This window comes from Vicinamibacterales bacterium (assembly GCA_035699745.1).
GTDB lineage: Bacteria > Acidobacteriota > Vicinamibacteria > Vicinamibacterales > 2-12-FULL-66-21 > JAICSD01.
The window spans coordinates 34,832-54,630 of sequence record DASSPH010000048.1 but is presented as its reverse complement, the minus strand read 5'-3'; the positions used below and the strand labels follow the sequence as shown (position 1 = coordinate 54,630).

The following is a 19,799-nucleotide window of genomic DNA, read 5'->3' as shown; positions in this document are numbered from 1 at the left end:
GGTGGAAGGAGCACACCGCATGTCGACCTCTCGAACTCTGCAGCATGAACGGCCATCGGATCCGAAAGAGAAAGGCGCTAAGCCCGAGTACCCGCAGAAACCAATCGAGCCGCCGGGCTCGGACGCGGAGATGACGCCCCGGGCGGATCACGGCGAGACCAGCTACAAGGGGCTCGGCCGTCTCACCGATCGTGCGGCGCTGATCACCGGCGGCGACAGCGGCATCGGCCGGGCAGTGGCGATTGCCTTCGCGCGCGAAGGGGCGGACGTGCTTCTGAGCTATCTGCCCGAAGAGGAGCGCGATGCGCGCGAGTCGGCCGAGTGGGTGACGAACGCCGGACGCAGGGCGATCCTCGCCGGCGGCGATATCCGCGACGAGCGCCACTGCGCCGCGCTGATCGATCGCGCCTTCGACGAGTTCGGCAAGCTGGACATCCTCGTCAACAACGCCGCGTTCCAGCGAACGCACGACACGATCGAGGCGTTCACGACCGAGGAGTTCGACGCCACCTTCAAGACCAACGTGTACGCGATGTTCTGGCTGTGCCGCGCCGCGCTGCCGCGGATGGCCGCCGGCGCCACGATCATCAACACCGCGTCGATCCAGGCGTTCGATCCCAGCCCCAACCTGCTCGCCTACGCCCCGACGAAGGCGGCGATCGTGAACTTCACGAAGGCGCTGTCGCAGCTGGCGATGAAGAAGGGGGTGCGCGTCAACGCCGTCGCCCCCGGCCCGGTGTGGACGCCGTTGATCCCGTCGACCATGCCGGAGGCGAAGACGCGCACGTTCGGCCAGGACACCGCCTTCGGCCGCGCCGCGCAGCCGGTGGAGATCGCGCCGCTGTTCGTGTTCCTCGCCTCGAACGAGGCCCGCTTCGTCACCGGCGAGGTCTACGGTGCGACCGGCGGCCAGACGCCACTGTAATCACCGGTAACCGGTAACCGGTAACCGGTAACCGGTAACCGGCAACCGGCAACCGGCAACTGGTAACCGGCAACCGGCAACCGGTAACCGGCAACGATTCGAACTACAGTATTGGCAGTGGCCGAGGGGAAGCTGGTGTACTCGTCCGCCGCCGGGCGGATCTGCAAGGGCTGCGGCCAGCCGGAGCGCGGTTGCCGATGCGGCAGCGCCCCGGCGGACGCGGTGCCGTCGCGCCCGGTCGCGAAGCTGCGCATGGAGAAGGCGGGGCGCGGCGGCAAGACCGTCACCGTCGTGTACGGGCTGCCGAACAATGCGGCATTTCTGAAGGATCTCGCGGCGGACCTGAAGAAGGCGTGCGGCACCGGCGGCACCGCCACGAACGAGGGCGTCGAGCTGCAGGGGGATCTGCGCGAGCGCGTGCGCGCACTGCTGATCGCCAGGGGCTTCCAGGTCAAGGGCTGAGTGCTGCGGATCGCTTTTCTCGGCTGCGGCTTCATCACGCGCGTGCACAGCCGCCACCTCCGGACATTGCGGCCCGACGTGGTGTGCGGCTACGCGAGCCGCGATGCGCAGCGTGCCGAGGCGTTCCGCAGCCGCTACAGCGGCTTCGCCAGCTATCCCGATTACGCGTCGGCGATCGCGGATCCGCGGGTCGACGCGGTGGTGGTGGCGGTGCCGCCGCGCTTCCACCTCGAGCTCGTGCTGCAGGCGCTGGCGGCCGGCAAGCACGTGCTGGTCGAGAAGCCGGCGTTTCCGCGGCTGGACGACTACGCCACCGCCATCGCCGCGCGCGACGCCGCACAGCGCGTGGTGCTGGTCGGCGAGAACGATCATTACAAGCCGCTCGCGGTCCGGCTGCGGGCGCTGCTCCGCGAGGGCGCGATCGGCGACATGGTGTTCGCGCATTTCACCACCATTGTCAGGCGGCTGAAGAGCGCGGACGACTGGCGCAACGACGAGTTCATGGCGGGCGGCGACGCTTTTTTCGAGGAAGGGATTCACTGGCTGCACGTGGCCGGCAGTCTCGGGCCGCGCATCGCGGCGATTCACGGCTATCGTCCGTCGCTGTCGGCGGACGGCCCCGACCGCCGCGCCAAGAGCATGATGATCGCGTTCCGCTACGACAACGGCGCGGTCGGCTCGCTGTTCTATTCCCGCGAGATCCCGTCGCTGTTCCGCGGTCTGCGGCTGTCGAAGCTGTACGGGCGCGAGGGGATCATCAGCTTCGAGTCGAACGGCGTCGTGGTGGTGGCCCGCGGGCGCGGCCTGCCGCGCGTGGTGTTCCCCGGGTTCCGCGACATCCGCGGCTACCGGGCGATGTATCGTGACTTCCGGCGCGCGATTACCAGCGGCAGCACGCCGGAGATGAGCCTGGAGCGCGCCATCGAAGATCACCGCCTGATGGACCAGGTCTACGCCAGCCTGTGAGCGAACGCTTCGACGCCATCATCATCGGCAGCGGCGCCGGCGGCGGCACGCTCGCGCACGCGCTCGCCCCCACCGGCGCCCGGATCCTCATCGTCGAGCGCGGCGACTTCGTCCCGCAGGAAGCGGAGAACTGGAGTCCGGAGGCGGTCTGGCGGCAGCTCCGCTACCGCAGCCGCGAGCAGTGGCTCGACGCCGACGGCCGCCCGTTCCGGCCCTACACCCACTACAACGTCGGCGGCAACACCAAGTTCTGGGGCGCCGTGCTGTACCGGCTGCGGCGCGAAGACTTCCAGGCGGTCCAGCACGCCGACGGCGTCTCGCCGGAATGGCCGATCGACTACGACACGCTCGCGCCCTATTACGAGCGGGCCGAGCGGCTGTATCGGGTGCGCGGCGCGGTCGGCGACGACCCGACGGAGCCGCCGCACGGCCCGTATCCGTTCCCGCCGGTGCCGCACGCGCCGGGGATGGCCCGCATCGCGGCGCGGCTCCGCGCGCAGGGCCTGCATCCCTCGCCGCTGCCGCTCGGCATCCTGAACCCCGGCGATCCGGACGGCTGCCGCCTCTGCAACACCTGCAACTCGTTCGTCTGCCAGGTGCACGCCAAGAGCGACGCCGACGTGATCGCGGTGCGCCCGGCCATCGCGCACGCCAACGTCACGCTGTGGACCAACGCGTGCGCGCGGCGCCTCATCGCCGATCCGTCGGGGCGCAGGGTGGAGGCGATCGAGGTCGAGCGCAACGGCGCCGTCGAGCGCGTTGCCGCATCGACGATCGTGGTGGCGTGCGGCGCGATCAATTCCGCGGCGCTGCTGCTCCGCTCCGCGTGCGGCCGCCATCCCCGCGGCCTGGCGAACTCCTCCGGCCTCGTCGGCCGCCGTTACATGGCGCACCTGGCGACCATGCTCGAGGGGGTGCACTGGAGGACGAACGCGGACGAATTCCAGAAGACGCTGGCGATCAACGACTTCTACCTCGCGGGTGCGCGCACGCCGTACCCGCTCGGGCAAATCCAGTCGCAGGGACGCACGCACGCGATCATGGCGAAGGTGACCGGCGACACCTGGGCGTGGCGCGGCATCCAGATGCGCTTCATCCCGGAGTGGGCCTACGAGATGTGGGTGTCGCGCGCGACCGACTGGCTGGCGATGACCGAGGACCTGCCCGATCCCGAGAACCGCGTCCGCCTCGCGCCCGACGGCAGCATCGTGCTCGAATACCGCCCCAACAACACCGCCGCGCACGCGCGGCTGGTCGAGGAGCTGCGCGCGATGCTCGCCGCCCTCGGCTACTGGTCGCCGCGCATCTTCGCGCATTCCGCCGGCGCCAAGAACACGACGCACCAGTGCGGAACGCTGGTGTTCGGCACCAATCCGCGAGACTCCGTGCTCGATCCGTTCTGCCGCACCCATGACGTCGAGAACCTGTTCGTCGTCGACGCGTCGTTCTTCCCGTCTTCGGCGGCGGTGAACCCGGGGCTGACGATTGCGGCGCAGGCGCTGCGCGTCGCCGATCACATCAAGGCGCACGATTTATGAAGGCTCGATCGTTCAGTCACACCGGCATCACCGTATCCGACTTCAACCGCGCGGTCCGCTTCTGGTGGGACGTGTTCGGCTGCCCGCTGGTGGGCGTCGCCGACGCGCCGCCCGAGCGCGTGCGCGGCTTCTTCGGCGTCGACGTGCCCGGCGCGGCCTGCAAGATCGGCTGGATCCGCATCCCCGGCGGCGCCGTCGTCGAGATCTTCCACTTCGAGCCGGCGCTGCCGCCGCAGCCGGTGGCGTGGAGCCGCATCGGCTTCACCCACATCTGCCTGAACGTGCGCGGCATCCGCCGCTGGCACGACTACCTGGCGCGCAAGGGGGTGGAGATCGTCTGCCCCCCCGAGCAGTCGCCGCGCGGCCACTGGCTGTTCTTCGTCAAGGACTTCGACGGCAACCTGATCGAGATCACCGACCTCGGCTACATGTACCACGTGCTGAACTGGCTCGGGCCGCTGGGCGGCTGGGTCTTCCGCCGCGGGATGTACCGGAAGTATTACGAGTAGCGGACGTCAGATCTGCTCTTCGAGGAACGCCGCCGCCACCTCCTGCGCCCTGCGCCACAGGCCGCGCTGCTTCCATTGGTCGAGCGTGAGCCGATCGCAGCCGCCGGTGTCGCGCTCGAACATGGCGTGCAGCTGGCGCGCCACCGTTTCGTCGTAGCCGCAGACGTTGTTCTCCTCGTTGTGCGCGAAGGAGCGGTTGTCGAAGTTGGTGGTGCCGATCGTGAACCACCGTCCGTCGACCACCATCGTCTTGTGGTGCAGCATCGTCCGGTTGTATTCGAGGATCTGGATGCCGGCCTCGAGCAGCCGGCCGTAGACGCGGACGCTGTTCTGGTGCGCCAGCCAGTTGTCGTTGTAGCGCGCCGCCACCATGATCCGCACGTCGACGCCGCGGCGCTGGGCTTCGATCAGTGCGTCGCGCCCGGCCGCGTCGGGCACGAAGTAGGGGTTGGCGATGAAGATGGATCGCCGCGCCGAGATGATCGACAGGTAGTACATGATGCGCACCGTCGAGGCGCCGACCTCCGGCGAGCTGAGGATGGTCTGCAGCGCCAGCGGCCCGGCGGGCTCGATGTACGGATAGTAGAGCGGTCCCGACACCAGCTCGCTGGTGGTCTGCAGCCAGTTCTGCGCGAAGCCGGTCTGCAGCGGCGTCACCGCCGGTCCTTCGAGGCGGATCATCAGGTCCCGCCACTCCGAGGCGTTGCGCGCCCGGCCCCGCCAGTGATCGGCGATGCCGGCGCCCCCGGTGAACGCGATCCGGCCGTCGATGATCAGCGACTTGCGGTGCGTGCGGTGGTTGTAGCGGCCGAGATGCTTCCAGCTGAAGGGGTTGTACCAGGCGAGATGGCACGAGCCCCGCTCGAGGGTCGAGAGGATGTCTTCGCCGATGGACGACGATCCCACCGCGTCGAGCAGAATCTTGACCCGCACGCCCGACGCCGCCTTTGCCGCCAGCGCCTGCGCGAACTGCCGTCCGATCTCCCCCGCCCAGTAGATGTAGGCCTCGATCGTGATCGAGTACTCGGCCTCGTCGATCGCGCGCAGCATCGCCGGGTAGAACTCGTCGCCGTCGTTCAGCAGCGTCAGCGCGTTGCCGGGCAGGAACGGCACGCCGGTTGCCCCCGCCATGGTCGGCAGGAACTCTTCGTCGTCGACGGCGAATTCGTGATCGAGGCCGTAACGGGGCGGGGTCTCCGCGGGTGCGATCAGGTAGCTGACGAAGGCCATCGCGCCGGTGCCCCACGCCCAGGCCCACTGGTCGTAGATGAGGGCCCACAGGCACACGGCCGCCCAGGGGTACCAGGACCACAGCAGCCGCCGCATCCGCGTCCAGAACGGCAGCACCCCCTTGGGCTTCCGGTGCAGCGGGTCCGGCGCCATGCGATAGCGCCAGCGCCGGGCCAGCCGGTGCCCGCGCCACTGGGCCATCGGGCGCCGCTGGCGGGCGAAGGTTCGTTGAAACCGGACCGGGTCGAGGACGGCGGTGGGCAGCGGCAGGTCCTTGCGGCGGGCGCTCCGGGCCATCAGCCGAGCTCCAATGCAACCGTCACGCCGACGGTAGAGGTCGGCACGAAAAAGATTTCGTCCATGCGCAGCTTCCGTGCTCGGCATATACTTGCCGCTCGACTATTCGTTTGTTCGAAGGAAGGGTATGGCAGCATCGATGAACGGCACCATCAAGCGGCTCGTCAGCGACAAGGGGTTCGGCTTCATCCTGGCGGAGGACGGTACGGAGTACTTCTTCCACAATTCGGCGTGCCGGGACACGCGGTTCGACCAGCTGCGCGAGGGTCAGTCCGTGACGTTCGAAAAGGGTCAGGGTCCCAAGGGGCCGCGCGCGGAAAGCGTTCGCGTCGCATAAGCGTAAGCGTCGGCGGCGGTGCGGCGTCCGCGCTACAATCGCGGCAGGAGGTCGCACATGGCTCTTCAGAAATGCGCCCATCCGGCCTGCAGCTGCACCGTGCAGGCGAATGGCCCCTACGGGAAGTACTGCAGCGAGCACTGTAAGGACGCGGGACAGATCACGGAGCTGCGCTGCGGCTGCCGCCATCCGGGCTGCGACTGAGCATCACCGCACGAGGAACAGGCGATCCTGGCGGCGCAGCGCCCAGCGGATCTTTCCGTCGGCGTCGACGATGGCGTCTTCTTCCTGCGCCATCCTCACCGGCTGATTTCCCCACTCGGCTACGGGTGTCGTCGCCTGCAGCTCGATGGAGTACCACATTCCGGGTCTGACCGGCGCGTCGCCGCGTCCCGGCACGCCCGTCTGATAGTCCCACAAGCCAATCAACGGTCCGGCACCATGCCCGTGCAGCCCGATCGGGTGTGAGTACACCGTGCCGTCGATCCCCTGTGCCTTCATCCGCTCGAGCGACGCGCGGAGGATCTCGTTGCCGCTTCGTCCCGGCCTGATCTCCTCCATGACGATGTCCTGCAGCGCGTTGGCGCTGGCGAGCGCGCGCCGCAGGCCGTCGGGGGCGTCGGTTTCTCCCGGCCGCAGCACGTAGGCGTTGTGCTGGGTGTCGGTGTTCAGCCGCGCCGCCGTGATGCCGACGTCGCAGTGCAGCACGTCGCCGCGCTGGATGATCGGATCGGCCCCGATCTCCGCTTCCGTCCGGCCGCGGCGCTGCACCGACACGCTCGGCTGGAACCACGTGCCCAGCCCTTGATCGTTCACGCGCTGCCGCCACCACCACACCAGATCGCTCGTGCGCGTCCTGCCCGGCGTGATCGTCGCGCTCGAGAACATCGTCTGCGTCATCGACCAGACCAGCTCCTGCATGCGGCGGAAGAAGACCTCCTCGTCGGGCAGCCGCGCCGCGATCAATTCGAGCGGCAGCAGCTCGGCGTCCTTGAAGCGGGACGTCCACGCCTCCCCGAGCGCCGCCGACATGCCTTTGAGCTCGCCGCTCGACAAGCCATCCGAGAAGGCGAACACCGTCGATCGATTGATGCCGATCGTCCGCGGCTTCCGCTCCTCGATCACCGTCTTGAGGGCCTGCCACTGCTCGTCGCCCCACAGCTCCGCCTGCTGGCCGCGGCCCACGTTGCCGGCCGCCGCCTGCGACGATCGGCGGGCGTCGAACACGCCTCCCTGCGACGTCCCTCCCAGCGCGATGCGCTCCACGCAGGCGGCGGACGGCGGCGCAGCCGCCGCCGCCGAACCCGGGTCCTCGTGCACCGCGCACTTGTCGAAGAAGACGTAGATCGTCCGCCGCCGCGCGGCGAACGTCTCCGGCGCGGTGATCGCCGTGAACACCGGGTCTTCGTTGTATTCGCGCATCGGCACGACCCACATGTCGATGCCGTGCCGGCGCATCAGCGGCGGCAGGATCGTGTCCAGGCGCTGCTTCAGCCACCGCTGCTGCATCTCCGCCTGCTCGCGCAGCGTGCCGAACGGCCGGGGCCTGTCGAGCGGCGGCTCCGGCGCCTGCGCCGCGCCCGGCGCCGCGAGCATCACGATCAGCGCGAGCACCCGGAACCCTCTCATCTCTTCACTCCTCTGATCGCCACGCGGTAGCTGTTCTCCGCGTTCAGGTTGATCAGCGACACGAACGCTCGCCCCGTGCGATCGGTCCCGATCGTGGCCGCCTGCGACACGGACGAGACTTCCCAGCCGGCCGGCAGCACCACGGTGTTTCGCAGCCCCTTCAGCACGCGATGGAAGACGAGCCCGTCGCGCAGCAGCGTGTAGCCGCTCGCCTTCATCGTGCCGGTAATCTTCAGATGCGCGCTCTGCCGCTCGTCGACGATGGGAACGTCGAGCGGCACGTAGGTGCCGCCGCGCTCGCGGACCGGCTCGAGCGGCTTCGCGGTGTCGAGATCGACGACCGTGACGCCGTCCAGCGGCAGATAGGACAGCGAATCGAGGCGCGCCCGCGCGCCCTTGCGGTAGTCGCTGTAGACCTGCTCGACGGTCACGCGCCCCGTCGCCGGATCGCCCAGGTCGTAGGTCGTCTTGACGTCGTCGAAGAACACGTCGTCGACCTTCGCCGCCGGCGGAGCGAACGCGGCGGTCGTCGGATGCGCGTGAATGGTCAGCGGGTTCGCCTGTCCGCTCGGATTGGCGAACGCCAGCTTCAATCGTCCGTCGGCGGTCGTCGTCATGTGCGCCGCGACGTTGGAGGACGTGAAGGCGTAGCCTTTGGGCAGGATGACGCCGAGCCGGTAGCCCGAGAGGCTGCGCACCCAGACGATGTCCTTGCCGTTCATCATGTAAGTGCGCGGATCCTTGTAGGTCTTGTAGATCAGCACGCGGCCGACGCCCCCTTCCGGCACGGGGCGCGGCAGCGCGGCGCGGATGGCGTGGCTGTCAGGGTCGGTCGCCGACTGTGCGTACGTGAACTTCAATGGCGCTCCGGTGCGCGGATCGTAGACCTCGATGTCGGACCCCTCGCTGCCGCCGCGGGTCGCGTTCACCAGCTCGGTCGCCCCGGCGCGGCTTTCCTCGGGCAGGAAGGTGATGCGGAACGCGTCGCTGCCCGGCGCGAGCAGCGCGTATTCGGTGTAGGCGTCCTGCGTAAACAGGCGCGAGATCGGCGGGCCGGGCCGCAACGAGCCGTCCGGATTGGTCCCTCCCGGGAACTGCGCGCCGCCGCCGGCTCGCTGGTCCGCGCGGGCCAGCAGGAGCGGGACCAGCGCGAGGCCACCGGCGAGAAGGACTCTTTTCATCGGCGCAGTCTATATGAAAGTAATGGAGTGATGACCCTGACCGATCTCGAATCCGCCGCGGCCATTGTCTATGACAGCATGCGCCCCACGCCGCAGCAGCGATGGCCGCTCCTCGACGAGCGCGCCGGCGCGGCGGTCTGGGTGAAGCACGAGAACCAGACACCGGTCGGCGCGTTCAAGGTGCGCGGCGGGCTGGTCTACTTCAACCGCCTGCTCGCGTCCGGCGCGGCGGTGAACGGTGTGGTGACGGCCACCCGCGGCAACCATGGCCAGTCGATCGGGTTCGCCGCGGCCCGCCGCGGAATACGCGCGGCGATCGTCGTGCCCCACGGCAACAGCGAGGGGAAGAATGCCGCGATGCGCGCGCTGGGGGTGGAGCTGATCGTCGAGGGGCGCGATTTCCAGGCGTCGGTGGAGGCGGCCGAGCGGATCGCGCAGTCGCGCGGCTGGCACATGGTGCCGTCCTTCCACGAGTGGCTGGTCGCGGGAGTGGCGTCGTATTCGCTCGAGCTTCTTCGCGCCGCGCCGTCGCTCGAGACGATGTACGTGCCGATCGGGCTCGGATCGGGGATCTGCGGCGCGATCGCCGCGCGGGACGCGCTGTCGCGCGCGACCCGGATCGTCGGCGTCGTTGCCGCGTCGGCCCCGGCCTACGCGCGATCGCTCGCGCAGGGCCGACTCGTCTCGCACGAGGCGGCGACGCGCATCGCGGACGGCATGGCCTGCCGGACGCCGGTCGCCGCGGCGCTCGACATCATCCGCGCCGGCGTCGAACGCGTGGTCGAGGTGACGGACGACGAGATCGAGGCGGCGATGCGGGCGATTTACGACGACACGCACAACGTCGCGGAAGGCGCCGCGGCCGCGTCGGTCGCGGCGCTGCTGCAGGAGCGGGACCGCGTGCGCGGACGCGAAGTGGCGGTGGTCCTGACCGGCGCCAACGTGGACGCGTCCACCTTCGCGGGGGTGCTGGGGGCGGCGGCCGTGTTCGACTGAGGCGCCGCCGGCGCTCCGGTGAAGTACTTCCGGCGGGATTACAATCGCGGCGATGCGAAAGTGGCTGGTGATGGCGCTGGCCGTGCTGCTGGCCGGCGCCCTGGCGGTGTACTTCGCGGCCGACCGGATCCTCGCGTCAGCCGCGGTGCGGGCGCAGGTCGAACAACAGCTCACGGCGCGTCTCGGGCAGCCGGTGCGGATCGGCTCGCTGCGCGCCTCCCTGTTCCCGGACGTGGCGGTCGACCTCGGCGACGTGACCGTCGGCGATCCGGGCGCCGTCCATTTCGCCCGCATCAAGGTCCTCACCGGCCTTCGCGCGCTGTTCGCCGACACGATCGAGATTCGCGAGATCGCGGTCTCCGAGGGGCGGCCGGTTGGAGCACAGGCAGGGCTCACGTTCGATCTCTCGGCCGCCGTGCTCGGCGACAGGCTCGACGTCCACTCGCTGCTGATCAAGACGCCCACGTCCGCAATCACCGGCCGCGGCGTGCTGGAAAGCATCGCCAATCTCGACGGCACCTTCGACGTGTCCGCGGAGCGCCTCGACCTGAACGAGCTGTTCGCGCTCGGCACGGCGCTCGCGCCGCCCTCGTCCGGCGGCGGCAATCCCGCGCAGCCGTCCCGCTCGGCGCCGATGCACATCGTCGTGAAGACGACCGCCGCGCGCGTGCGCTTTGCCGGCCACGAGTTCAGCAATCTCTCGACGGCGATCGACGCCGCCCCCTCGCGCTACGTCCTGGATCGGCTGACGCTCGGCCTGTTCGGCGGGACCTTCGAGGGATCGATTCGCGCCGACACGCGCGGCGCCGCCCCGCTGCTGAATCTCAGCGGAACGCTCGACGACGTGGACGCGGCCGAGTTGCTCAGGCTGATGGGATCCGCCGGCGGGATGACCGGGCGTCTGGACGCGCGCGTGGCGCTGACCGGCGCGGGCGCCGACGGCGCGACCTTGATGCGTTCCGCCAACGGCACCATCCAGGCGACGCTCGTCGACGGAACGATGCCGCACCTGGATCTCGTGCGCACCGTGGTGCTCGCCTTCGGCAAGCCGTCGGGTGCGGCGCCGCAGGGATCCGGCACCTCGTTCGAGCGCCTGTCCGGAAACTTCACGCTGACGCGCGGCACGCTGCGCAGCGACGACCTGCGTTTCCGCGCGCGCGACTTCGACGCGAGCGGGCGCGGCAGCCTGGCAGTCGAGAGCGGCGCGGTCGATGCGCGCGTCGACGTCGTGCTCTCGCGCGAGCTGACCGCACAGGCCGGCACCGATCTCCGCCGCTACGCGCAGGAAGACGGTCGCGTCGTGGTGCCGGCGACGGTGGGCGGCACGCTGACCCGCCCGACCGTGTTCATCGACGTGGCTGCCGCGACACGCCGCGCGCTGACGAACGAATTGAAGCGACGCGCGACCGACTTCCTGGGCGGGCTGTTCAAGAAGAAGAAGAAGGGGGGCGGCCCGCCAGCGCAAAGATGATCGTCGCCAGCGCCGAGTAGTCGTCCCCGCCGCGTCCGGACGCGATCAACGCCGTGACGAGTTGATGCACCGCGGCCGCGATCGGGGCGGGAGTGGCGGTGGCGGCCAGCGTCTCCGCCGCGACGCGGTAGTCCTTCGCGTACAGCTGCGCGCGGAACCCGGGCTTGTAGTTGTGCGTCAGGATGCGCTCGCCGTGCACGTCCAGCACGCGGCTGGCGGCGAAGCCGCCGAGCAGCGCCTCCCGCACTTTCGCCGCGTCGACGCCGGCGTTCTGCGCCAGCGCGAACGCTTCGCTGACGGCGGCGAGCGTGCCGCCGATCACCATCTGATTGCACACCTTGCAGATCTGCCCGGCGCCCGCGTCGCCGATGCGGACGATGCGCTCGGGGTTGCCCATGGCTTCGAGAATCGGCCGCACCAGCTGGAAGGCGTCCGGGTCGCCGCCGACCATGATCGACAGCGTGCCGGCGATCGCGCCGATCTCTCCGCCGCTGACCGGCGCATCCAGCATCACCGCGCCGCGCTCGGCCGCCGTCCCGGCGAGCCGCCGCGCCACGGCGGGGGAGATGCTGCTGCTGTCGATGAGGATCGTGCCCGGCTGCACGGCCGAGAGAATCCCGTTCGGGCCTTCGAGCACGAGCTCCACGTCGGGCGAGTCGGGCAGCATCGTGATGATGCGCGTGGCGCGCCGTGCGACATCCGCCGGCGAGCCGGCCCGCGCGGCGCCCGCCTCGACCAGTTCGTCGACCGGCGCCGGACTGCGGCTGTGCACCACCAGCGGGAATCCGCGTTTGAGCAGGTTGTGCGCCATGGGTCTGCCCATGACGCCCAGGCCGATGAATCCGACGGCGTCCGCCATTGGGGTATTCTGACACTCATGGCCACGCGCGCGAACCGGGCGGGCTGCGCGGCATGGACACGCTGAGCGGTCTGCGCCGTCTGCTCGCGGCCGTTCTGCTCATCGGCATGAGCGGAACGACCGCCGAACTGCTGCTGCTGCGGCATGTCGAGGACGCGCTGCAGCTGATTCCCGTCGTCCTGCTCGCGTGCGGCATCGCCGCCGTGAGCTGGCACGCCTTCACCCGTTCGTCGCCGAGCGCGGCGGCGGTCCGGCTCCTGATGGTGCTGTTCGTCGCCGCCGGCCTGGCCGGGGTCTACTTCCACTTCGATGCGAACGTCGAGTTCCAGAAGGAAGGGGACCCGTCGCTCGCCGGCAGCGCGCTGGTGTGGCGCGCGCTCAAAGCGACGGTGCCGCCGGCGCTCGCGCCCGGGGTCATGCTGCAGCTCGGGCTCGTCGGGCTGGCTTACACTTACAGGCACAGAGAGCGATGAACGATTCGACGGTGGGCGATGGAGGCCCCGATCTATGAAGAAGCTTCTTGCTGTGTGGATGCTGGTCGCGGCCGCGGCGGTTGGCCTCGCGGCGCAGGTCGCCCCCTCGCTCGGCGTGAAGGACGCGAATTCGATCAGCGAAGCGGAGCTCGCGGCGATTCCAGGCGTCACGCCGGCGATCGCCAAGGCGATCGCGGCGAAGCGGCCCTTCGCCAGCATCACCGAGCTGAATGCGCTGCTGCTCGCGCAGGGGCTGACGGCCGAACAGGCGATGGCGGTGTACACGAAAGCGTTCGTGCACATCAATCTCAACACCGCGACGCCGGAGGAGATTCTTCTCGTCCCCGGCGCGGGACGGCGCATGGTGCGTGAGTTCGCCGAGTACCGCCCCTGGCGCTCCTGGGCGCAGTTCGACAAGGAGATCGGCAAGTACGTCGGCGGCGCCGAGAACGCGCGCAAGCTCGCGCAGTACACCTTCATCCCGATGAACGCCAACACCGCGAGCGATGCCGATCTGCTGACGGTCCCGGGCGCGAATCAGGCGTGGGCCGACAAGCTGAAGAAGGGGCGGCCCTACAAGTCCGCCGCCGACCTCGAAAAGGCGCTGGGCCGCGGTCAGGCGCGGTTCTTCGTCGTGGAGTGACGCCATGCATGCCGCCATCGCGCTGTCGATCCTCGTCGCCGTCCACCTGCCGGTGCAAGAGCATCAGCACGGCGGCAATCTCGGCACGGTGAAATTCGAGAACTCCTGCGCGCCCGGCGTGCAGTCGGCCTTCACGCACGGGATGGCGCAGCTGCACTCGTTCGAGTTCGGGCCGGCCATCGACGCCTTCACGGAAGTGACGAAGACGGATCCCTCCTGCGGAATCGCCTTCTGGGCCGCCGCCCTCGCGCAGTGGGGGAACCCGTTCGCCGCCGGCATCAAGCCGGCCGCGCAGGTGCAGGCGGCGCGGGCGACGCTGGAGAAGGCCGCGGCGGCGGGCGCCAGGACCGAGCGCGAGCGCGACTACATCGCCGCGCTGGCGCCGCTGTACGACCGCTTCGACACGGTCGACCAGCGCACCCGGACCCGCGCCTACCGCGACGCGATGGCGCGGCTCGCCGCGAAGTACCCGAACGACATCGAAGCGACCGCGTTCTACGCGCTCGCCATCGCCGGCGCCGCGGATCCCGCCGACAAGAGCTACGCCGATCAGACCAAGGCGGGGGGGATGCTCGAGAAGCTGTGGCGCGAGCACCCCGAACATCCCGGGCTGGCGCACTACATCATTCACAGCTACGACGTCCCGGCACTCGCGCCGAAGGCTGTCGCCGCGGCGCGGCGCTACGCGAAAATCGCGCCCGACGCGCCGCACGCGCTGCACATGCCGTCGCACACGTTCACGCGGCTCGGCTACTGGCAGGATTCGATCGACACGAACATCCAGTCGGCGGACGCCGCCCGCAAGGTGAACTCCGTCTACGAAGAGATGCACGCGACCGATTACCAGGTCTACGCTTACCTGCAGACCGGGCAGGATGCGGCAGCGCGCAAGCTGGTCGACCTCGCCGCCGGACGGGTCGGTCAGGCCGAGACGCGAGCGGGCGCCGCGCCGCCGAGCGCGGGCGCATACGCCCTCGCCGCCATCCCCGCGCGCTACGCGCTCGAACGCGGCGACTGGGCGGCGGCGGCCAGGCTCGAACCGCACGCGACCCGCGTCGCCTACGCGGACGCGCTGACGTGGTTTGCCCGCGCGATCGGCGCGTCGCGCAGCGGCGACGCCGCCGGCGCGCGATCCGCGGTGGACGAACTGCAGAAGGCGGTGGATCGCCTGAACGCGGAACGGGAGACCTACTGGAGCGAACAGGTCACGATTCAGAAGATCGGCGCATCCGCCTGGCTCGCGCTCGCGGACGGGAAGGAACGCGAGGCGCTGACCCTGATGCGCGAGGCGGCGGATCGCGAAGACAAGACCGAGAAGGCGGCGGTCACACCGGGCCCGCTCGCCCCGGCGCGCGAACTGCTCGGGGAAATGCTGCTGCAGGTGAAACAGCCCAGGGAGGCGCTCGCGGAGTTCCAGAAGGTGATGGTCAAGGAGCCGAACCGTTTCCGCGCCGTCGCCGGCGCCGCGGCGGCGGCGTCACAGAGCGGCGATGCGGCGCTCGCGCGCAAATTGAACGCGCAGCTCCTCAAGATCTGCGAGCGCGGCGACGCGCCGGGCCGTCCGGAACTCGAATCGGCCCGTCGCGCCTCTCGGCGGCGCTAACCGCGAACCGCGCCAGCTCCGTGCCGGACGCGCGCCAGGCTAGCGCCCCGGCGCGGAGACGTCGCGCACCAGCTCGCCCGCATCCTTGCGCGACGCGTGCCGCGCCACGTCCGCCTGCGCGACGATGCCGACCAGCGCGCCGTTCGCCGAGACCACCGGCACGCGGCGCACCTTCTTCGACTCCATGAGGTCGGTGCAGTCGTCCAGGCTCGCATCCTCTCCGATCGTGAACACCGGCGAGGTCATGCACGCCGACGCGGTCAGCGTCAGCGGATTGCGCCCCTCCGCCACCGCGCGGACGACGATGTCGCGATCGGTGATGATGCCGGCGACGCGGTCGTCGCTGCGGCCGACCACCGGGATGGCGCCGCAGTCGCGGCCGACCATCGTCCGCGCCACTTCCTCGAGCGGCGTATCGGGACCGCACACCGCGGGAACGGCCGTCATGATTTCCTTCACTTTCATCGGCTGTTTGCCTCCTCGGCCGATGAAACTGCATACCCGATGCCCATCGGCGCGAGCTCAGCCGAGGGCTGCAGCACGCCGTCCCGGTAGACGATCGTCGCGCGTCCCGCGGCGCGGATGCGCTCGCCCGCGGTGACGATCCCGGCGAGGTTGAGCGGGTCGGCGGCGCTGATCGTCAGCGAGCGGCCCGCCGGCGGCGTGCGGCGCACTTCGCGCAGCCGTTCGACCGCGCGCGGCAGCGCGAATTGCTCGCCCGACATGCCCGAGACGAAGCGGCCGCCGCGGATCTCGCCGCGCGCCTCGAGGCGGCGGCAGACGCGCGCGAGATCGCGCCACGGCGCCGCCGCGGCTTCGCGGGCGAGGAGCCGGCGGAACAGCACCCCGTAGCGGCGGAGCAGCGTCCAGGCCTGCGTCTCGACGGCGGCGTCGTACGCAGCCGCGGAGACACCGGTCGGGATCGCGCTCCAGCGGCCGGCGAAGCTGGCGCGGCGATCGAGGGTGACCGGACGCCCCTGCGCGCTCCAGAGGAGCGCGCGCAGCCCGGAGAATCCGTCCGACGCCGCGAGACCGGCTGCGACCAGCGATCCCACCGCGCTCCGCGCCGCGTCGTCGTCCAGCCCGGTGCCCTGGCGCAGGTCGCCGTAGAACGACGCGCCGCGCTCGCGCAGCCGATCGAGCACGCGTCGCGCATTGTCGTCGAGCCGGGCCTCGCGGGCGGCGGCGGACTCGCGCAGGGCCAGCCACGCATCCGCATGCTCGCGCAGGAAGATCGCGACCGGCGTCGCGGGACCGAGGCGCGGCGGATCCGTGATCTCGGCCGCCGGCGGCGACAGGCGGCACCACGCGGCTTCGCCGGCGAGGCAGAGCATGTCGAGCATCGCGCCGTCGAAGCCGTCGACGCGCGCCGGCAGGATGGATCGCTCCCACGCGGCGGCGGGCAGCTCGCAGCCGTCGAGCATCGCGACCGCTTCGCGCAGGCCGTCGAGTCCGGTCAGTCGGTCCGCCGGATCGACGTGCTGCCACTTGAACAGGAACCGCATGAAATCGGCGGGGCTGACCGGCTCGATTTCGGCGCGCAGCCGCGACACGGTATAGCGATGGATGCGCGCGAGCAGCGCGCGGTCGCACCATTCCAGAGCGCGCCGGTCCGCGCCCGGCGTGAAGTGGCCGCGGAGAATCACGCCCTCCCCTTCGAGCGTCAGCAGCGCGAGGTCTGCATCGCGCGGTGAGACCTCGAGCCCACGCGCCAGCGCCTCGGCGGTCGCCGGCCCGGTGACCGTGAGGCGTCCGCGAAACAGCTCGACGAGCGCTTCTTCGCGGCTCCAGACGCGGGCGCGCGACGGCGGCGGCGCCACGTCCGGCTCGAACCGCAGGTCCGGATGGACGGCGCGCAGTTCCGGCGATCGCTCGGCGGCCACCAGGCCGAGGCGCGTCATCGACGCGCGACGCGTGCCCCGGAGCGCGTCGACGAGGTCCTGGCGTCCGCCGATCTCCGCCGCGGTGAGGACGCCCGCCGTCATCAGGGCGTCGTGCAGCTCGTCCGCGTCGCGCGGATCCGGCCGCTCTTCTTCCCTCACCCGCGCGATCGCCGCGGGATCGAGCGCGCCGAGATCGTCGGCCGTCTGCGCGCCGCGCCTGGTCTGAACGGCGTGGCTGCGGCGTTCCTCGAGCGGCGCATCGTCCAGGAACGCGTAAGGACGCGCGTCGAGGATCTCGTAGGCGAGCACGGACGGCTGCGGAGTGTCACGCGCGACGAGCCGGAGATCCCCGGCGTGGATCCGGGTCAGGACGGCGCGCAGCCCTGCGAAGTCCATCGCCTCTTCCAGGCAGTCGCGCACCGCCTGGGTCACCAGCGGATGATCCGGAATCTGGCGATCGCCTGGAATGTTCTCGAGGCATGCGGCGGCGTCCGGGAAGACCGACGCGAGCAGATCCTCGGCGAGCATGCGCTGCACCTGCGGCGCCACCTTGCGGGACCCGCGGCGCCGCGGCACCGCCAGCGACAGCGTCGCGTTCCAGCGCCAGCGCGTCTCGAAGACCGGCGCGTCGAGGAACGCCTGGACCAGCACGTCGCGCGTCGTCTCGGGATGCAGGTAGCGGAACACGTCCGACAGCGGGAACGAGTGCAGCGGTCCGAGCGAGAGCATCAGCGCGTCTTCGGTCGCCGCCGCCTGCAGCTCGAAGTTGAACTGGCGGCAGAACCGCTTCCGCAGCGCGAGCGCCCAGGCCTTGTTGATCCGGCTGCCGAAGGGGGCGTGCAGCACCAGCTGCATGCCGCCCGACTCGTCGAAGAACCGCTCGAGGACGAGCGTCTCCTGCGTCGGCAGCACGCCGAGCACGCGGCGCGCTTCGGCGAGGTAGGCGCGCACCTGCTCGACGGCCATCGCCTCGTCGCGCAACTCGTCCAGCCCGCAGAGCGGATCGTCCGCGCCTGACGCGAGGTGCCGGTCGACGTCGCCGCGCAGGTCGCTCACCGCGCGCGACAGCTCGTCGCTCCGCGCCGGCGCTTCGCCGAGCCAGAACGGGATGGTCGGCGGCATGCCGTGCGCGTCCGCGACCCGGACCGTCCCGCCGGCGACCTGCAGGATGCGCCACGAGGCGTTGCCCAGCTGGAAGATGTCGCCGGCATGCGACTCGATGGCGAAGTCCTCGTTCAGCGTGCCGACGAACGTCTCGCCGGGATCGAGGACGACGCGGTAGTCGGCCACTTCGGGGATGGCGCCGCCGGAGGTGAGCGCGAGCAGGCGCGAGCCGCGGCGGCCGCGGACGCTGCCGTTGACCTCGTCGCGGTGCACCAGCGCGGCGCGGCGCCCTCGCCGGGTGGAGAATCCGTCCGCCGTCATCTTCAGCACGGCGTCGAAGTCGGTGCGCGGCAGGTCTCGGTACGGCCACGCCCGGCGCACCAGCCCGAACAGCTCGTCCTCGGCATACTCGCGGCTGGCGCACTCGGCGACGATCTGCTGGGCGAGCACGTCGAGCGCCCGATCCTGCGGCACGATCGCGTCCAGCTCGCCGCGCCGGATCGCGCGCAGCAGCGCGGCGCATTCGACGAGGTCGTCGCGCGTCGTCGGGAACAGCCGTCCCTTTGGCGTGCCGCCGATGGTATGGCCGGAACGGCCGACGCGCTGCAGCAGCGTGGCGATGCGCTGCGGCGAACCGATCTGGCAGACGAGGTCGACATGCCCGATGTCGATGCCGAGCTCCAGCGACGCCGTCGCGACGATCGCGGAGAGCGCCCCCGTCTTCAAGCGGTGCTCCGCGTCGAGGCGGGTCTCCCTGGCGAGGCTGCCGTGATGCGCGGTGACGGCGTCGGCGCCGAGCCGGTCCGTGAGGTGGCGAGCGACGCGCTCCGCCATCCGGCGCGTGTTGACGAAGACGAGCGTCGTGCGATGCTCGCGGATCAGCGCCGCGAGCCGATCGTAGTACTCCTCCCACACCTCGTGCGCCATCACCGCTTCGAGCGGCGATCGCGGCAGCTCGATGCGCAGGTCCATCGCGCGGCGATGGCCGGCGTCCACGATGTCACACGGGGCGCCGCCGGTCAGGAACCGCGCGACGTCCTCGATCGGCTTCTGCGTCGCCGACAGTCCGACGCGGAGCAGCGGCCGCCCGGCGGCCTGCTGCAGGCGTTCGAGCGAGAGGGCGAGGTGCGCGCCGCGCCGCGTGCCGATCACCGCGTGAATCTCGTCGACGATCACCGTCCTCGCCGTCCGCAGCATCGTGCGGCTGCGGTCCGACGTCAGCAGCAGATACAGCGACTCCGGTGTGGTGACGAGGATGTGCGGCGCCGTCCGGAGCATGGCGGCGCGCTCCGCCGCGGTGGTGTCGCCGGTCCGCACTGCCGCAGTGATGGCGGGGGGCGGGGATCCGGCGCGCGCGGCCAGTGCCTGGATGCCGCGCAGCGGCTCGGCGAGGTTCTTGTGGATGTCGGTGCTGAGCGCCTTCAGTGGCGACACGTAGACGACGCGGACTTCGTCGGGGAGCGCGCCGCCGAGCGCCTCGCGCGTCAGGTCGTCGATGGCGGCGAGGAAGGCGGCGAGCGTCTTGCCCGACCCGGTCGGCGCCGCAATGAGCGTGTGCCGTCCGGCGGCGATGGCATCCCAGCCGCGCGACTGCGCCGCCGTCGGCTCGCCGAGGGCGGTCCGGAACCACTGCTGCACGAACGGATGAAAGCGGGAGAAGGACATCTGAAGGCCTCTCGCGAGCGGCGCGGGA

At 70.6% G+C, this 19,799-nt stretch carries 18 protein-coding genes; 12 read left to right on the top strand and 6 right to left on the bottom strand.

Annotated features, from left to right (window positions below; all coding sequences use genetic code 11):
- The first annotated feature begins 130 nt into the window (after positions 1 to 130).
- From VFK57_10765 to VFK57_10745, 5 genes are all read left to right on the top strand, one after another.
- Positions 131 to 925 (top strand): SDR family oxidoreductase, encoded by a 795-nt coding sequence (locus VFK57_10765; protein HET7696180.1) that lies wholly within the window; start codon positions 131 to 133, stop codon positions 923 to 925.
- A gap of 117 nt (positions 926 to 1,042) precedes the next feature.
- Positions 1,043 to 1,387, top strand: a complete 345-nt coding sequence (locus VFK57_10760) for a hypothetical protein (protein HET7696179.1) — start codon at positions 1,043 to 1,045, stop codon at positions 1,385 to 1,387.
- Entirely contained in the window at positions 1,388 to 2,353 is a 966-nt protein-coding gene (locus VFK57_10755; GenBank protein HET7696178.1) for a Gfo/Idh/MocA family oxidoreductase, read from the top strand.
- The gene (locus tag VFK57_10750) at positions 2,350 to 3,891 is read left to right on the top strand and encodes a GMC family oxidoreductase (protein ID HET7696177.1); all 1,542 of its coding nucleotides are present in this window, start codon (positions 2,350 to 2,352) and stop codon (positions 3,889 to 3,891) included. Before VFK57_10755 ends, VFK57_10750 begins: the two co-directional genes overlap by 4 nt.
- A complete protein-coding gene (locus VFK57_10745; protein HET7696176.1) occupies positions 3,888 to 4,400 on the top strand; it encodes a VOC family protein in 513 nt (170 codons plus the stop codon). Before VFK57_10750 ends, VFK57_10745 begins: the two co-directional genes overlap by 4 nt.
- A gap of 6 nt (positions 4,401 to 4,406) precedes the next feature.
- On the opposite strand, the gene VFK57_10740 is transcribed toward VFK57_10745, so the two are convergent.
- Complete coding sequence (locus VFK57_10740; GenBank protein ID HET7696175.1) at positions 4,407 to 5,927, bottom strand: phospholipase D-like domain-containing protein; 1,521 nt, start codon at positions 5,925 to 5,927, stop codon at positions 4,407 to 4,409.
- A gap of 127 nt (positions 5,928 to 6,054) precedes the next feature.
- Here VFK57_10740 and VFK57_10735 point away from each other — a divergent pair, with 127 nt between their 5' ends.
- Positions 6,055 to 6,264 carry a cold shock domain-containing protein gene (locus VFK57_10735; GenBank protein ID HET7696174.1) on the top strand — a complete coding sequence of 70 codons (210 nt, stop codon included), beginning with the start codon at positions 6,055 to 6,057 and terminating at the stop codon, positions 6,262 to 6,264.
- 57 nt (positions 6,265 to 6,321) lie between these two features.
- On the top strand, positions 6,322 to 6,468 hold the full coding sequence (locus tag VFK57_10730; GenBank protein HET7696173.1) for a hypothetical protein: 147 nt from the start codon (positions 6,322 to 6,324) through the stop codon (positions 6,466 to 6,468).
- Between the two features lie 3 nt (positions 6,469 to 6,471).
- Here the strand turns inward: VFK57_10730 and VFK57_10725 are convergent, their stop codons facing one another.
- The gene (locus VFK57_10725) at positions 6,472 to 7,893 is read right to left on the bottom strand and encodes a M24 family metallopeptidase (protein HET7696172.1); all 1,422 of its coding nucleotides are present in this window, start codon (positions 7,891 to 7,893) and stop codon (positions 6,472 to 6,474) included.
- The gene (locus tag VFK57_10720; GenBank protein HET7696171.1) at positions 7,890 to 9,074 is read right to left on the bottom strand and encodes a hypothetical protein; all 1,185 of its coding nucleotides are present in this window, start codon (positions 9,072 to 9,074) and stop codon (positions 7,890 to 7,892) included. Before VFK57_10720 ends, VFK57_10725 begins: the two co-directional genes overlap by 4 nt.
- 30 nt (positions 9,075 to 9,104) lie before the next feature.
- Between VFK57_10720 and VFK57_10715 the strand changes: the two genes are divergently transcribed.
- Positions 9,105 to 10,070, top strand: a complete 966-nt coding sequence (locus VFK57_10715) for a threonine dehydratase (GenBank protein ID HET7696170.1) — start codon at positions 9,105 to 9,107, stop codon at positions 10,068 to 10,070.
- A 52-nt stretch (positions 10,071 to 10,122) separates the two neighbouring features.
- A complete protein-coding gene (locus tag VFK57_10710) occupies positions 10,123 to 11,541 on the top strand; it encodes an AsmA-like C-terminal region-containing protein (protein ID HET7696169.1) in 1,419 nt (472 codons plus the stop codon).
- On the opposite strand, the gene VFK57_10705 is transcribed toward VFK57_10710, so the two are convergent.
- Complete coding sequence (locus tag VFK57_10705) at positions 11,498 to 12,400, bottom strand: NAD(P)-binding domain-containing protein (protein ID HET7696168.1); 903 nt, start codon at positions 12,398 to 12,400, stop codon at positions 11,498 to 11,500. The genes VFK57_10710 and VFK57_10705 overlap by 44 nt on opposite strands.
- A 53-nt stretch (positions 12,401 to 12,453) precedes the next feature.
- On the opposite strand from VFK57_10705, the gene VFK57_10700 reads away from it, so the two are divergent.
- From VFK57_10700 to VFK57_10690, 3 genes are read left to right on the top strand one after another with little or no spacing between them, the layout of a single operon-like run.
- Positions 12,454 to 12,873 carry a hypothetical protein gene (locus VFK57_10700; protein ID HET7696167.1) on the top strand — a complete coding sequence of 140 codons (420 nt, stop codon included), beginning with the start codon at positions 12,454 to 12,456 and terminating at the stop codon, positions 12,871 to 12,873.
- A 34-nt stretch (positions 12,874 to 12,907) separates the two neighbouring features.
- Entirely contained in the window at positions 12,908 to 13,516 is a 609-nt protein-coding gene (locus tag VFK57_10695) for a helix-hairpin-helix domain-containing protein (GenBank protein ID HET7696166.1), read from the top strand.
- 4 nt (positions 13,517 to 13,520) lie between these two features.
- Entirely contained in the window at positions 13,521 to 15,119 is a 1,599-nt protein-coding gene (locus tag VFK57_10690) for a hypothetical protein (GenBank protein ID HET7696165.1), read from the top strand.
- Positions 15,120 to 15,158: 39 nt separating this feature from the next.
- Here the strand turns inward: VFK57_10690 and VFK57_10685 are convergent, their stop codons facing one another.
- Positions 15,159 to 15,584 carry a CBS domain-containing protein gene (locus tag VFK57_10685; protein HET7696164.1) on the bottom strand — a complete coding sequence of 142 codons (426 nt, stop codon included), beginning with the start codon at positions 15,582 to 15,584 and terminating at the stop codon, positions 15,159 to 15,161.
- Positions 15,581 to 19,771 carry a DEAD/DEAH box helicase gene (locus tag VFK57_10680; protein ID HET7696163.1) on the bottom strand — a complete coding sequence of 1,397 codons (4,191 nt, stop codon included), beginning with the start codon at positions 19,769 to 19,771 and terminating at the stop codon, positions 15,581 to 15,583. Before VFK57_10680 ends, VFK57_10685 begins: the two co-directional genes overlap by 4 nt.
- Between the last annotated feature and the right edge of the window lie 28 nt (positions 19,772 to 19,799).

Bases quoted from the DNA above. Each gene is read 5' to 3' on its own strand.
- VFK57_10765 (HET7696180.1), top strand. From the start codon at position 131: ATGACGCCCCGGGCGGATCACGGCGAGACCAGCTACAAGGGGCTCGGC.
- VFK57_10745 (HET7696176.1), top strand. From the start codon at position 3,888: ATGAAGGCTCGATCGTTCAGTCACACCGGCATCACCGTATCCGACTTC.
- VFK57_10740 (HET7696175.1), bottom strand. From the start codon at position 5,927: ATGGCCCGGAGCGCCCGCCGCAAGGACCTGCCGCTGCCCACCGCCGTC.
- VFK57_10735 (HET7696174.1), top strand. From the start codon at position 6,055: ATGGCAGCATCGATGAACGGCACCATCAAGCGGCTCGTCAGCGACAAG.
- VFK57_10730 (HET7696173.1), top strand. From the start codon at position 6,322: ATGGCTCTTCAGAAATGCGCCCATCCGGCCTGCAGCTGCACCGTGCAG.
- VFK57_10725 (HET7696172.1), bottom strand. From the start codon at position 7,893: ATGAGAGGGTTCCGGGTGCTCGCGCTGATCGTGATGCTCGCGGCGCCG.
- VFK57_10720 (HET7696171.1), bottom strand. From the start codon at position 9,074: ATGAAAAGAGTCCTTCTCGCCGGTGGCCTCGCGCTGGTCCCGCTCCTG.
- VFK57_10715 (HET7696170.1), top strand. From the start codon at position 9,105: ATGACCCTGACCGATCTCGAATCCGCCGCGGCCATTGTCTATGACAGC.
- VFK57_10710 (HET7696169.1), top strand. From the start codon at position 10,123: ATGCGAAAGTGGCTGGTGATGGCGCTGGCCGTGCTGCTGGCCGGCGCC.
- VFK57_10705 (HET7696168.1), bottom strand. From the start codon at position 12,400: ATGGCGGACGCCGTCGGATTCATCGGCCTGGGCGTCATGGGCAGACCC.
- VFK57_10700 (HET7696167.1), top strand. From the start codon at position 12,454: ATGGACACGCTGAGCGGTCTGCGCCGTCTGCTCGCGGCCGTTCTGCTC.
- VFK57_10695 (HET7696166.1), top strand. From the start codon at position 12,908: ATGAAGAAGCTTCTTGCTGTGTGGATGCTGGTCGCGGCCGCGGCGGTT.
- VFK57_10690 (HET7696165.1), top strand. From the start codon at position 13,521: ATGCATGCCGCCATCGCGCTGTCGATCCTCGTCGCCGTCCACCTGCCG.
- VFK57_10685 (HET7696164.1), bottom strand. From the start codon at position 15,584: ATGAAAGTGAAGGAAATCATGACGGCCGTTCCCGCGGTGTGCGGTCCC.
- VFK57_10680 (HET7696163.1), bottom strand. From the start codon at position 19,771: ATGTCCTTCTCCCGCTTTCATCCGTTCGTGCAGCAGTGGTTCCGGACC.